Raw genomic sequence first — 14,192 nt, forward strand, 5'->3', positions numbered from 1 at the left:
GTCATGCCTATCCAGCGGCTGATGGTTTCCCAGTTTCGCAATTTGTTACAGGTGGACCTTCAGCCTTCTCCTGATATTAATCTTTTTTACGGTCTCAACGGTTCCGGCAAGACGTCACTACTTGAATCGGTGCACCTTTTGAGCCTGGGGAGATCTTTCCGTAATCACAAGATTAAGCCACTCATTAATACCGGAGCACAGGAGCTAACGGTATTCGGGCGCTCCACGGATACATCGATTGGTATTTCTAGGCCTCGCAGAGGTGACTCTCAATTTAAGGTTAATGGTAAGTCGGTCGGTTCGTTGGCTGAGTTGACTCGCTCTTTACCGGTTCTTGTCATCAACAGCGATACTTTCCAGCTCGTTGAGGGCGGGCCTAAGGAAAGGCGGCAGTTTCTTGATTGGCTTGTGTTCCACGTGGAACCTAATTTCTTTTGGGTTTGGAAGAATGCAGGGCGCTGCCTTAAACAACGGAACGCAATGCTGCGCCGTGATAGAATAGCCTACTGCGAATTTGCGGTTTGGGATCGAGAGTTAGCCCTCCAAAGTGTAAAGCTTGCTGAGTACCGTCTAGCGGCCTTCTCGGCGTTCAAAGACGCATTCCTAAAGTTAGTCGATCAGTTTGTGCGTGTAGAGGAACTAACGGTTGAATTGGATCAGGGGTGGAATACGGAGTCCGACTTAAGAGAGACGCTCAAAGGTAACTTCGAACGAGACTCTAAGCAGGGATTTACTGGATCAGGGTTTCATCGAGCAGATATTAAAATAAAGGTTGGTGCCTATAAAGCGGAGGAGGTGTTATCCAGGGGGCAACAAAAGCTCTTGGTTTGCGCTTTAATTTTGGCTCAATGTTTAGTGTTTCAGGAAGCAAGTAAAAAAAATTGTACATTGTTGGTCGATGATCTCCCCTCTGAGCTGGATGAAAAACATCAAGAGCTCATGATCGAGTGGATCAACAAATTGAATTGTCAGGTGTTTGTAACTGGCGTTGATGTCGACGCATTGTATGAACCCTGGAATAGAACGGTTAATCGGGATATTAAAGTGTTCCACGTGGAACGCGGAGAAATAAAACACAAAGAGTTGCAGGTGATAGCGGATAAAAACGCTGTTCAACCTCTCTAATAAGCGGAGTAGACCTACTATGTCAGACGACAAACCCAATTATGACTCGTCCAGTATCAAGGTACTTAAAGGCCTTGATGCTGTCCGTAAGCGCCCGGGTATGTATATTGGGGACACAGACGACGGTACAGGCTTGCACCACATGGTCTTTGAGGTGGTGGATAACTCCATTGATGAGGCTCTAGCGGGCTTCTGTTCGGAAATTCGTGTGGTAATCCACCCAGATGAATCGGTATCCGTCTCTGATAATGGTCGCGGTATCCCTACGGAAATGCACGAAGAGGGTGTTTCTGCTGCCGAGGTAATTCTGACGGTTCTACACGCTGGCGGTAAGTTTGATGACAATACCTACAAGGTCTCTGGTGGTCTGCACGGGGTGGGGGTTTCTGTTGTAAACGCCCTCTCTGAAGAGTTGAAGCTAACCATTCGCCGTGCTGGTGTGGTTAATGAACAGGTCTATAAGCATGGTGTGCCGCAAAAACCACTCAGTGTCGTAGGAGAGACCAGCTCAACCGGTACAGAGATTCATTTTAAGCCTTCAGCTGATACCTTTAGCAATATTAAGTTTGAATATGAACTGCTGGCAAAGCGCTTGCGGGAGCTATCATTTTTGAACTCAGGTGTGCGTATTGTGCTGAAAGATGAGCGCAGCGGTAAAGAAGAAGTTTATGAGTATGAAGGTGGTTTAAAAGCGTTTGTTGAGCACTTGAATGTTAATAAAACCCCAATTAATAAAGTCGTACATTTCACGGATCAGCGCGATGATGGCATCGCCGTAGAAGTAGCGTTGCAATGGAACGACTCTTTCCAGGAAAACATATTCTGTTACACCAATAATATTCCTCAGCGCGATGGCGGCACGCACTTGGCTGGCTTCCGCGCTGCGCTTACTCGCGGCTTGAACACCTATATTGAGAAAGAAGGTTTAGCGCAGAAAGCGAAAATCAGTACCACTGGTGACGACGCGCGCGAAGGCTTGACCGCCATTATCTCAGTTAAAGTTCCAGACCCGAAATTCTCCTCTCAGACCAAAGACAAGCTGGTATCTTCCGAGGTGAAAACAGCGGTAGAGCAGGAAATGAGCCATAATCTGGCAGATTTTTTGTTGGAAAACCCTGCAGAAGCCAAGCAGATTGTGGGCAAAATGATTGATGCAGCCCGCGCCCGCGAAGCGGCCCGTAAAGCTCGTGAAATGACCCGCCGTAAGGGTGCGTTGGATATAGCAGGCCTACCTGGCAAGCTTGCGGATTGCCAGGAAAAAGACCCTGCGCTTTCAGAACTCTACCTGGTGGAGGGTGATTCCGCCGGTGGTTCTGCCAAGCAAGGCAGGGCGCGTAAGACTCAGGCTATTTTGCCCTTGAAAGGTAAAATTCTGAATGTTGAGAAGGCGCGCTTTGACAAAATGTTATCCAGTGCCGAAGTGGGCACCCTTATTACCGCGCTCGGTTGTGGTATTGGTAAAACTGAATTTGATCCCGAGAAACTGCGTTACCACAGCATTATTATCATGACAGATGCTGATGTTGACGGTTCGCACATTCGCACGTTGCTGCTGACCTTCTTCTTCCGTCAAATGCGCGAGCTGATCGAGCGTGGTCATGTCTACATTGCACAACCACCACTGTATAAGATCGCCAAAGGCAAACAGGAGCAGTACCTTAAAGATGAACCTGCGCGTATCGCATTCTTGACCCAGGCTGCGCTCGAGGGTGCGAGTCTTCATGTAAATCCTCAGGATCCAGGTATTCGTGGCGAACAGCTGGAAAGCCTGGTGACCGAATACCGCAGTGTAATGGACACGATCGAACGGCTGTCGCGTCTTTACCCCGCCGAAGTTCTGGAACAAATGATATATATGCCGTCACTGTTGCCTGAGCAATTAGGCGATGAATCAGTGATGACCGAGTGGTGTGAAGTTCTGGCTTCTAAATTCCACAATAGCCACAAAGCCGGTGCTGACCGCTATGAGTTGACCGTTCGGGAAGATCAGGAGCGGCACTTGTTTTTGCCTCACATTGAGATTATCGAACACGGCGTTGCCTCAGAATACCCGTTTAACCATGAATTCTTTGCCTCTGGTGAGTACCGTACCATTATTGGTTTGGGTGAAAAACTGGATAGCTTGCTGGAAGAAGGTGCCTATGTGAAGCGCGGCGAGAAAACTCAGGAAATCGACACCTTTGACGCCGGATTAGAATGGTTAATGAAAGAAGCAACCCGCGGCTACTCGATTCAACGCTATAAAGGACTGGGCGAGATGAACCCCGAGCAGCTGTGGGAAACTACCATGGATCCACAGGGTCGTCGTATGCTAAAAGTGACGATTCAAGACGCTATTGCCGCAGATCAAATCTTCACTACCCTGATGGGCGACAACGTCGAGCCGCGTCGCGATTTTATTGAGACCAACGCACTGGCGGTGGCCAACCTCGACGTGTAAGTAAGTATTCACTATTAAGTAATTTGAGGCGCCTTTACTTTGTATTGGCGCCTTTTTTATAGGAAGCTAATGTGTCGAAGCGAATCAACTGGGATATTATTAGGCTTGCACCTTTTGTCTGTTAGGTGCTCAGTGCGCCAACGCCTTTTTCTCTTCGTTTTTGCGGGTTCGCATCATTCGTTGCAACTAAGGTGTGCCGCCCCTGCATCCTGATGTGCAATTGCCAAAAAAGCGCTCCAGAGTGACCAGAAATTGCAACAGTAAACCGATAATATGGAAGACATACCTAACACATAGATAATTGGATATACTTCTCCGAAGTCTGCGTTAGCTGGTACATGTCCCGTATCAGAGCATAAAATAAGGGGGCCAAGTTTCCGTCAGCGCCCTGTTTTAAGGATAAGCGCCCACTCATAAGGATATTGAATTATTTCTGCCCAAGCTAAAACACAACCCGTCCAGCACGCGTCTGCTAGTGTGCATTTGATACCCGAACTATCGTTTTTGATTGGCCCCAGTGCCGTAACTAAAACGATACTGTTGATATTACATGTAATTTCTTGACAGTATCACATGTAACAAACTAAGATGATCCTATGAAAGCGAAATCTTCTGCACACTATCAGCGCGAATATCGAAAAAGGCTCCGTGAACAGGGCCTGGTTAAGAAAGAAGTCTGGATACTTCCAGAAAATGCGGGACAACTTGCTGAGCTAGAGAAGTTGCTAAGAGAGCGTGGCGAGTCGTTTGCTTTAAAAGGAGAAAAAAGCATGACTGAGAGACGAGAGAATAGTTGGGATACTACCAGCCTATATGAAGCCCTTACCAATACAGAGTTGCTTACCAGTGATATGGCGAGTGTCGAGCTGATTGAGGGGGTAGACAAGGCGATACACATCACCATGAAAGAGTATGGTGACTTGCCGATTTTCCTAACCGTGGCGGGCGATCAGATTATTGTTGAGTCTGTACTTTGGTCGGTAGACGAAGTGGTTGATGTTGCTCGATTCAACGATTTAATTCTTAGGACTCATAAATACTTTCCGCTTTCTACCATTAGCCTTGACCAGATGGGCGCCAACGGAGATTACTATCAAATGTTCGGAGCCCTTAGTTCCACGTCATTGTTGCACAATGTGGTCTTTGAAATCGAGGTGTTGGCGAGCAATGTGATTCAGGCGACCGAGGCCTATGGCGAACATTTAAAACTATCCGTCGCGGCGAGTTAATCAGGAGCATAGTAATGAACATTTGGTCAAAAATGATGACAGCCCTTAAAGGCGGCGTAAACGAAGCCGGTGAAGCCATTGTAGATAGCCAGGCTTTGCGGATTCTGGATCAGGAAATTCGCGAATCTGCCGAGGAGCTAAAGCAATCAAAAGACAGTCTCGCCGATATACTGGCGCGCAAAAAGGTCGCTGAAGAGCGGTGCGCTCAGATTGAAGGTCAGATCAAAGAGCACGAAAGTTATGCGATAAAAGCGCTAGACAAGGGCGAAGAGGCGCTCGCCCGCGAGGTGGCGGAAAAGCTAGCTGACCTTGAGAATCAGTTGGCAAATGAGGCTGACGCAGCAAAAGGCTTTGAGCAAAGCCTGACGTCACTGCGCATTGCGATAAAGCAGGCCGAGCAAAACCTGAAACGCTTCAAACAGCAAGTGGATACGGTAAAGGCCACGGAGAATGTGCAAAGAGCGCAGGCCGCCGTGGCAGAAAGACATAGTGGCTCGCAGTCAAAAATGAGAACCGCAATGGACTCATTGGAACGAATTAAAGAAAAGCAAGCACTGAAAGCGGCACAAATGGAAGCGGCTAAAGAAATATCCGAAGAAACTACGGAGGCGTCTTTAAAGTCCAAACTTGAAGAAGCAGGTATTGCGCCCAGTGGCAAAAGTGCCGATGACATTCTTGAGCGTTTAAAGAAAAAATAACAGCTATTAGGGCGGCCGTGTTTTGGTCGCCCATCAAAATAGAATAGGGACGTGGGCCAATGTTTACAATCTTTTTTCTCGAAGATATGGACCCTTTTTATCAGAATATATCTTCCTTTCCCACCGTAATCTTTACGTTTCTACTGGTCATAACGGTTTTGTACTGGTTGGTGGCTGTATTGGGTTTTATCGATATCGAATTTTTGGATTTCGATCTTCCGGACCCGGACGGCGTCGGCGCACAGGGTGATGGGCTTAGCAATCCCGAGATGCTAGCAGGTTTAATGTTGCGCTTTGGCCTACACGGTGTGCCGTTAACGATTATTATTTCATTTATTGCTTTGTTCGGCTGGCTAATTTCCTACTATATCGTGCACTTCCTGTTTGGTTTTATTCCTGGCGGGTTTGTCAGTTTTCTGGTTGGAATACCCGTTCTGTTGTTCTGCCTATATCTCGCGGTAATGGTGACAGCGGTGGTGATAAAACCGATTCGCCCCCTTTTTAAGAGCTCCCAGTACCAGGCCATTAAATATGTGGTGGGACAAACGGCTATTGTAAGAACATCAGTAGTCGATGAGACATTTGGCGAAGCAATTTTAGAAGACGGTGGTGCTGGTTTACTACTGAAAGTTAGGTCTACATCTGGCGAGACCTTTAGCAAGGGTGATCGTGTGGTTCTACTCGAGCACCTAAAAGAGAAAAACACTTTCCGGGTTATATCGGAAAAAGAGTTCTTAGGAAACGAATAATTACTTTAACTAATTTGGAAACGGAGTAACCACTATGGCTGATCTATCAGGCCTTATGCCAATCGCAATTGGCGCTGGCATTTTCTTTATTGTCTTAATGGGGTTTGCGGCTCTATTCAAAGCCTTCTATGTCAAGGTCGATCAGGGTACGGCCCTTATCGTCAATGATATGTCAGCGAAACCCAAAGTGCATTTTACCGGTGCTCTGGTCTATCCGATCATCTACAAAAAAGAGATGATGAAAATCTCTTTGATTACGCTCGAAGTCGACAGAAGAGGCAAGGATGGCCTTATTTGTGCGGATAATATGCGAGCTGATATCACGGTTGCCTTCTACTTAAGAGTCAATGAAACCGCGGAGGATGTTTTGAAAGTGGCCAAATCCATTGGCGCCAATCGGGCCTCTGACAAAGGCGCGGTTAACGAACTGTTCAACGCGAAGTTTTCTGAGGCGCTAAAAACTGTAGGTAAACAAATTGACTTTGTTAAGTTATTTGAAGACCGCTTAGAGTTCCGCGAAAAGATTATTCGAGTTATCGGGGAAGATCTCAACGGTTACGTGCTTGAAGACGTGGCAATCGACTATCTTGAACAAACACCAAAATCGTCACTCGACCCTACCAATATTCTCGACTCCGAGGGTATCAAAAAGATTACAGAGCTCACCGCGAAGCAGAATGTGACAACAAACATGCTGGAGCGCGATGAAGAGCTCGCCGTAAAGAAAAAGAACGTTGAAACCGTGGAGGCGATGCTAGAGCTGGATCGTCAGCAGGCGGATGCCGAAGCTAAGCAAGAAAGAGAAATTGCCACTATACGCGCACGCGAAGAAGCTGAAACCAAAAAGGTTCAGGAAGAAGAAAGGCTCAAATTTGAAACAGCAACCATTCAGGCCGATCAAGACCTTTCCGTTCAAACGGAGAACCAAAAACGCGAAATTGAAGTGGCCGAGCAAAATCGCCAAAGAGCCGTGGTTATTGAAGTTGAAAAAGTAACCCGGGCAAGGGACCTGGAAATTGTTTCCAGAGAGCGCGAAGTAGAACTCCAACGTATAGCCGCGGAAAAAGCTGTAGAGGTAGAGAGAAAAGAAATAGCGAATGTTATTCGCGAACGTATCGCTGTTGACAAAACAGTCGCCATTGAAGAAGAGCGAATTAAAGAGGTTCGTGAAATTTCAGAAGCGGATCGCGCCAAGCAAACACAAGTGCTTGCCGCCGAGGCGCAAGCCGACGAAGAGAAGGTCAAGCAGGTCAAGGCTGCTGAGGCCGAAGAGCTTGCGGCAAAACACAAAGCCGTAGAAATCACTACTATTGCACAAGCTAACCTTGAAGCATCGGCTAAAGAAGCCGACTCCAAGAAAAAGCTTGCTGAAGGCGTTCAGGCTGAGCGAGCCGCTCCTGGTCTGGCTGACGCTAAAGTGCAGGAAGCCAAAGCGGATGCGTTGGAAAAAGAAGGTGTTGCAGAGGCCAACGTTATTCGCGCGAAAGGGGATGCCGAAGCAGACGCTCACTTAGGAACGGGTAAAGCAGAAGCTGAAGTAATTGCAGCAAAAGGCGAATCAGAAGCCAAAGCCGCGAGAGAAATTGGTATGTCAAATGCCGAAGTAACACGCGAACAGTTCAAAGCCGAAGCTGATGGTCTGGTCGATAAATTTGGCGCGATGAACAGCATGAGTGAAGATGCGCGCGCACACGAAGAATATCGTATGGGCTTAGAGACTGCGCTTAAAGAGGCATTGGCTTCTATTGACGCCGGTAAAGATATCGCGAAGGAGAATGCAGAAGTTCTTGCTGTTGCGCTGCAAAAAGCGAAAATCGATATTGTTGGCGGTGAGGATCATTTCTTCGACAACTTTGCGAAATCGCTGTCTATCGGTAAAGCTGTCGATGGTCTGGCTGACAAAAGTAGCACGATTCAGTCGTTAATCGATCGTGTAATTTCCGGAAAGCCCATTATTCCAAGCTTTACATCGACAGATAAAGAAGAAACCCAAGGATAAAAATTTGCGGGTAACAGGGGGCAGCTGCTCCCTGCTTCTTTAGGTGTACAGAGTAAAAGGTGGTGATATGGAACAACCGGATGTGGCGGTGGAAAACAATGATGTTGTCGATAGCGCAGTAGCCGAAGGTGGTGCCTATGAAATCATACGCAAGCGGCTAGAAGCTCAAAGCAAAGCTCTTTTCGAACAGGCCTCGAATCTCAACGCTGCGCGACTTGAGGAGTTTGGTAGCGCGGATATGGAAGTTAAGGCGCGCGTTCGGGTGCGCACTGAAAACAACTGCATTGCCCGCGATATTGTGCAGGTTGGTGAGTACCTCCTATTTGGTTACAACGTTTTTATTGGGTTAAAAAAAGAAACCAAAGTTGAAGACGTTTTCGCATTATTTAAACTTGAAGAAACCAATGAAAGTTATGAGATGAAGCCGGCTCCCTTTGCGGGTACTTTTTTGTCTCAGTCTGGCTTTGTCAACGACTTCGAGGAGCTCTATCGCTACTACAAGCAAACCCGATTGACCGAACTGACTATTAAAGATGGAAAGCTGTTAGCCGGATTTCAAATCGGTGAGCGCCCGGATGATATACGTGTTTTCCGCTGGTCGGTGTCGGCCGATGGCACAGAGGTTCAGTATATTGATAACCGCGGCGAACGAGACATAAAACTACCTTCGCGGTATGACTTTGAGTGGGTAAACACCACGCGTGATGATATTGTGCATGGTCGCCACGCTCATATCAATATTCTCGATACCGTTTTTGTAGAGACCACAAACGGTGACCTCACAATAAAAACGGAGAACAATACGGAAGACGGGCTGGGCGTCTATCGCGAGCCTGTGGAAGATCGAACCCAATCTCTCGATGATGCAGAAATAGCCTATGCGTCGGTAGGCGACCTTATACTAGTGCGTGTGAAACCCTACCGTGAAGACGAGTTTCGTTATCTTATATTCAATTCGTTGACTGAGACAGTTATTAGGGTTGATGCGATTGGCCAGTCATGCGTCCAGCTACCAGAAGATCACGGGCTAGTCTTTCCCGGCGGATACTATTTGCAAACCGGAGAGTTCAAAAATTTCGACGAAGTCTCGGTTAGTTTAAAGTTTAAGCGCTCCATCCGATCGCCAAACGGTGAGGATGTACTCTACATATTCTACGATCCGATTGATGGAGTCGTAGGGCTTTTCGCTTACAATTTAATTGAAAAAAAGCTTCAGAATCCGATATACGGCCACGGTTATGCACTCGCCGAGAATGGGCAGTTGGTTATTTTTTCGGCAGAAAGTGAGCCAACGCGCGTACACCCCATGCAGGTATGGCAAACACCCTATCAAAGTGCAGAATTTGCGAGCAAGGTACCCAGTAGCCAAACCTTTCTCGGTAAAATTGGTAATGCGGAGTTAGTTCGAGGTGTTTCGGACCTGTTCAGTATAAGTCGTATTATCGATGATCAGTCTGTATCGCTTCGCCTATACGAAGAGCTTAGCAAAGCAGCCCAGAAAATATTTGACGATCACTACTGGATTAGTACCGAACAAACCCAAGCGATCGTTGACATTGTAAAGGATATTGCAGCGACATCAGAGCTGGTTATTGATGAATTTGAAAAGGTTCAAAGTATACGTCTGCAGTCAGATAAAACCATGTCTGAGGCCGAGCGGAATCAGCAAATACTGGTTCAATCGGTGCAATCTGAAAATTGGGTTGCAGCACAAGAGTATGTAGATGCTCTGGCAAAAATACGCCAGCAACGCGGTCACCTGACCACCATTAAAGATTATCGCTATATCGATGTTGTCAGAATTGAAGAGCTCGATGAACAGCTACGGGAGGTTGAAGCAACGGTATCTAAAAAAACCGTTGAATTTCTATCACACGAGAACTCCCTAGACCCTTTTTTGCAGAAAATTGAAGACCTCAATAGCGAAGTTGAAAAAGCGAATACCAATGCGAGCCTGCAGCCGCTTATAGAGTCTATAGAGCAGTCAGCTTTTAGTCTTGATTTGCTGTCTGAGTTGATGGGCACACTAAAGGTGGATGATGCTACTGTTAGAACTCGCATCATCGACGCCATTTCTACAGTTTATGCGAAGCTTAATCAGAGCAAGGCCAATGCAACACACAAACGAAAGAATCTAGGGTCAGAGGAGGCGAAATCTCAATTTTCGGCTCAATTTAAACTGTTCTCTCAAAGTATAACCAATGCATTGGGCCTTTCCACAACCCCAGAAAAGTGCGACGAACAGTTATCGCGCCTGCTTGTTCAGTTGGAGGAATTTGAAAGTCAATTTAGTGATTTTGACCAGTTTCTGACCGATATAATGGACAAGCGTGAAGAAGTCTATGAGTCCTTTGAAAGCCACAAGCAAAAGTTGCTTGACGCCAGACAGCGCAAGGCGCAATCGGTCGGTGATGCTGCAGAGCGTATTTTGCTGAGTGTCGAAAAACGTTCGTTAAAATTCACAGATTCAGACAAGTTAAATACTTATTTCGCGTCAGACGCGCTCGTACTAAAGTCAAAAGAGCTGGTAGAACAGTTGCGCGAACTCGACAGCTCGGTAAAAGCCGATGATATTGAGTCGCGCTATAAAGCAATTAAAGAGCAAGCGCTGCGGTCGTTGCGCGATAAAAGTGACATTTTTGAAGATGGTGGCAATGTTATTAAGCTGGGCCCCCGCCACAAGTTTTCAGTTAACACCCAGGAGCTTGACCTTACGATAATACCGCGCGAAGGAAAACTGAACTTACATTTAACAGGAACAAATTATTTTGAGCCGGTGGAAGATCCCGGTCTACAGGATTCAGAAGACTTCTGGGATCTATCTCTGGAGTCTGAAACGCCGGACGTTTATCGCGGAGAGTTTTTGGCGTCGCTCATTATTGATGCGGCTCATAAGCAGCAACATGGCCTCTCGCTGGACAAGTTAAACAAAGGGCTTCTTGACGAGGACGTGCTGGCGACAATTGTGAAGGACTTTGCCGCTCCCAGGTACAAAGAGGGGTATGAAAGAGGTATTCATGATCACGATGCGGTCGTCTTGCTGAAAGAAATACTGCCCGCACTGGAGCGCGCAGACCTCCTGCGTTTTGATCCATTGAGTCGCGGTTTAGCCCAAATATTCTGGGCAAATATAAACAGCCAGGTAAAACGTAAACCGAAACAATCCGAGCGCGAATTATTGTCTTTTAACACCTGGCCAGAACGCGCTCAGTCTGCGTCGCACATGCAAACGGTATTTGCCAGTACAGAGGCGCTCGAGCTTTTAGCGACTGAAGTGCGCGAAGCACTTTGTGTTTTCATCGAGCGTCACCCAATACCGGTATCGAGTATTGATATTCGCCGGGCTGCGGACTATCTAGTCGCAGAGCTTAGCCGCGAACGTGTTGAATTTATTGGCAGTAAGTACGCAACACAGCTAGCCGAAGAGCTCAAGCGGTCTATGGACGATAATACCTGGCGCCGCTACCAGATGGCGCTGGAAAAAATGATGGGTTGGCCAGCGGAGCGCTGGAATCTATCCGTGGCATGGTTGCAAGCGCTCATCGTGGAAAAGGACTTGGAGCATTTGCGCCGTTATATACCGGAAGCAGTAGCGCTTATTAACGCCGATGAGAGGTTGGAGCGACGTTTTACGGAGGCTGATCTGGAGCTGACGTTTAACGGATTACTCGGCGATCACCCGCGTATCGAAAACAGACAAACAAGCTTTGCGTTGGACGCCTACCTTCAGCGTATGGAGCAACACAAATTCGAAGTCATACCTACCTATCAGAAGTATTTAAACCTGCGACAGGAAGTAATTGGCCGCAACCGCGAAGCATTGCGGTTAGAGGAATATAAGCCAAGACCGCTGAGTTCGTTCGTGCGCAACCGGTTAATCAACGAATCTTATTTGCCACTAATTGGCGACAATTTAGCAAAACAAATGGGAACGGTGGGGGAAAACAAGCGTACTGATCTTATGGGCCTGTTGATGATGATTTCCCCTCCGGGCTACGGTAAAACCACTTTGATGGAATATGTGGCAAACCGTCTGGGGTTGATATTCATGAAAATCAACTGTCCCTCTTTGGGGCACGACGTAATGTCCTTGGACCCGGACCAGGCTCCCAACGCAACCGCCAGACAGGAGTTGTATAAGCTAAATCTGGCCCTGGAAATGGGCAACAATGTCATGCTGTATTTAGATGATATTCAACATACACACCCGGAATTTCTGCAGAAATTTATATCCTTGTGTGATGGTACCCGGCGTATAGAAGGTGTTTGGAAGGGAAGAACAAAAACCTATGATATGCGTGGCAGAAAATTCTGTGTCGTTATGGCGGGTAACCCTTACACGGAATCAGGGGAGGCATTCAAAATTCCGGATATGCTTGCTAACCGGGCGGATATATACAATCTGGGCGATATACTGGGTGGAATGGACGAGCAGTTTGCGTTGAGTTACGTTGAGAATGCGCTGACGTCCAATCCGGTATTGGCACCGCTAGCCGTTCGAGAAATGAATGATGTTTATAAACTCATCGATATGGCAAAAGGCGTGAACATTGCTACGACTGACTTGAGCCACTCCTATAGCGGGGCGGAAATTAACGAAATCAAACAAGTACTGCAAAAGATGTTCGTTATTCAAGACGTTATTCTCAAAATTAACCAGCAGTATATTGCCTCTGCTGTGCAGAACGACAAATATCGAACAGAGCCGCCCTTTAAGCTGCAAGGTAGCTATCGGAACATGAACAAAATGACGGAGAAGGTATCTGCCGTCATGAACGAACGCGAATTAATGCAAATGATTGAGGATCACTACCAGGGTGAGGCACAGTTATTAACCACAGGCGCAGAAGATAACCTACTGAAGTTGGCTGAAATTCGCGGAAATATGAGCCCAGAGCAGCAATCGCGTTGGCAGCAAATAAAAACAGACTTCCAGCGTAATAAAGCCATGGGTGGCGATGACGCAAATACGGGCGGCAAGATAGTCGTCCAATTGGCTGATTTGGTGAGTGGGGTACAGACCCTGTCAAATGCTGTGATCAATACGAAAAAAGTTGAATCCAGTGATACCGCAGCAAGTGAAGCGCTAACCGCAATGATAGATAAACTGTCAGAGGTCGTGAAAAAGTCAAAACCCTCCATTAAAGTTGTCAATGAACCTGTGCCTGGTATCGACAAAGTACTGACCGTACTAGCTGAGACAATAGAGCATAGTATATTTCCTCTGGTGAGGAGTATGGACAAGAAGCTTGAAATTGATTTGCGTACCCATGAAAAAATGTCTGACATTTCAAACCAATTGAGGTCACTGGAGGCGGAAGTGGCGAGTACCCCAAATAAAGGAACGAGCTAGTATTACTACCGTTGAAAAATCTCTATACCTGCGCCTACGTATTATTGCAGGCCTGGTTTTGCTTTTACTCGCCGTACATATTATTAATCTAGGTATGGGGGGGGAATTGATTCAATATGGAATCATACCCCGCGACAAACAACACTGGTTTGGTGTATTGACGGCGCCGTTTATCCACGCAAGCTACAGTCATTTGCTTAACAATATAATTGGCCTTAGTGTGTTGGCCGGCATTTTTTTACTGCGCTCAATTCGTCAGTTTTTTACTGCCAGTGTCTTTATTATTGTTGTTGGCGGTACCCTGGTTTGGGCTTTCGGACGAAACGCTGTTCACATAGGAGCCAGTGGCTGGATTTTTGGGTTGTGGAGTTTTCTCATTGTCGCTGCTTGGTTTGAGCGAAGTTTAAAGAGTTTCGCTATCGCGATGTTAGTGGTATTTCTATATGGTGGGATGATTTACGGAGTACTACCAACTCGGGAAGGTGTCTCTTTTGAGTCTCATTTGTTCGGCGCATTGGCTGGTATTATTTTTTCCGCAATAGTTGGAACAAAAAAACTTGGTTGCGGATAACAAGTGAATATTCCAACTCTGAGACAAC

Annotated in this window: 8 protein-coding genes; all 8 read left to right on the plus strand. The window is 46.8% G+C overall.

Annotation, left to right across the window (positions count from 1 at the left end):
• Window positions 1-3 precede the first annotated feature (3 nt).
• Complete coding sequence (gene recF / locus QWI17_RS17740; RefSeq protein ID WP_302723862.1) at window positions 4-1,125, plus strand: DNA replication/repair protein RecF; 1,122 nt, start codon at window positions 4-6, stop codon at window positions 1,123-1,125.
• A 19-nt stretch (window positions 1,126-1,144) separates the two neighbouring features.
• Window positions 1,145-3,565, plus strand: a complete 2,421-nt coding sequence (gene gyrB, locus QWI17_RS17745) for a DNA topoisomerase (ATP-hydrolyzing) subunit B (RefSeq protein ID WP_302723863.1) — start codon at window positions 1,145-1,147, stop codon at window positions 3,563-3,565.
• Between the two features lie 596 nt (window positions 3,566-4,161).
• Entirely contained in the window at window positions 4,162-4,794 is a 633-nt protein-coding gene (gene bacA / locus QWI17_RS17750; RefSeq protein ID WP_302723864.1) for a biofilm formation regulator BacA, read from the plus strand.
• A gap of 14 nt (window positions 4,795-4,808) precedes the next feature.
• Complete coding sequence (locus QWI17_RS17755; RefSeq protein ID WP_302723865.1) at window positions 4,809-5,492, plus strand: PspA/IM30 family protein; 684 nt, start codon at window positions 4,809-4,811, stop codon at window positions 5,490-5,492.
• A 59-nt stretch (window positions 5,493-5,551) separates the two neighbouring features.
• Window positions 5,552-6,241, plus strand: a complete 690-nt coding sequence (locus tag QWI17_RS17760) for a DUF1449 domain-containing protein (RefSeq protein WP_302723866.1) — start codon at window positions 5,552-5,554, stop codon at window positions 6,239-6,241.
• 34 nt (window positions 6,242-6,275) lie between these two features.
• Window positions 6,276-8,240, plus strand: a complete 1,965-nt coding sequence (locus QWI17_RS17765; RefSeq protein ID WP_302723867.1) for a hypothetical protein — start codon at window positions 6,276-6,278, stop codon at window positions 8,238-8,240.
• 67 nt (window positions 8,241-8,307) lie between these two features.
• On the plus strand, window positions 8,308-13,593 hold the full coding sequence (locus tag QWI17_RS17770; protein WP_302723868.1) for a DNA repair ATPase: 5,286 nt from the start codon (window positions 8,308-8,310) through the stop codon (window positions 13,591-13,593).
• Between the two features lie 58 nt (window positions 13,594-13,651).
• Window positions 13,652-14,164, plus strand: a complete 513-nt coding sequence (locus tag QWI17_RS17775; RefSeq protein ID WP_302723869.1) for a rhomboid family intramembrane serine protease — start codon at window positions 13,652-13,654, stop codon at window positions 14,162-14,164.
• The last annotated feature ends 28 nt before the right edge of the window (window positions 14,165-14,192 follow it).

Source organism: Gilvimarinus gilvus (assembly GCF_030518155.1).
GTDB lineage: Bacteria > Pseudomonadota > Gammaproteobacteria > Pseudomonadales > Cellvibrionaceae > Gilvimarinus > Gilvimarinus gilvus.

Bases quoted from the DNA above. Each gene is read 5' to 3' on its own strand.
- recF (WP_302723862.1), top strand. From the start codon at position 4: ATGCCTATCCAGCGGCTGATGGTTTCCCAGTTTCGCAATTTGTTACAG.
- gyrB (WP_302723863.1), top strand. From the start codon at position 1,145: ATGTCAGACGACAAACCCAATTATGACTCGTCCAGTATCAAGGTACTT.
- bacA (WP_302723864.1), top strand. From the start codon at position 4,162: ATGAAAGCGAAATCTTCTGCACACTATCAGCGCGAATATCGAAAAAGG.
- QWI17_RS17755 (WP_302723865.1), top strand. From the start codon at position 4,809: ATGAACATTTGGTCAAAAATGATGACAGCCCTTAAAGGCGGCGTAAAC.
- QWI17_RS17760 (WP_302723866.1), top strand. From the start codon at position 5,552: ATGTTTACAATCTTTTTTCTCGAAGATATGGACCCTTTTTATCAGAAT.
- QWI17_RS17765 (WP_302723867.1), top strand. From the start codon at position 6,276: ATGGCTGATCTATCAGGCCTTATGCCAATCGCAATTGGCGCTGGCATT.
- QWI17_RS17770 (WP_302723868.1), top strand. From the start codon at position 8,308: ATGGAACAACCGGATGTGGCGGTGGAAAACAATGATGTTGTCGATAGC.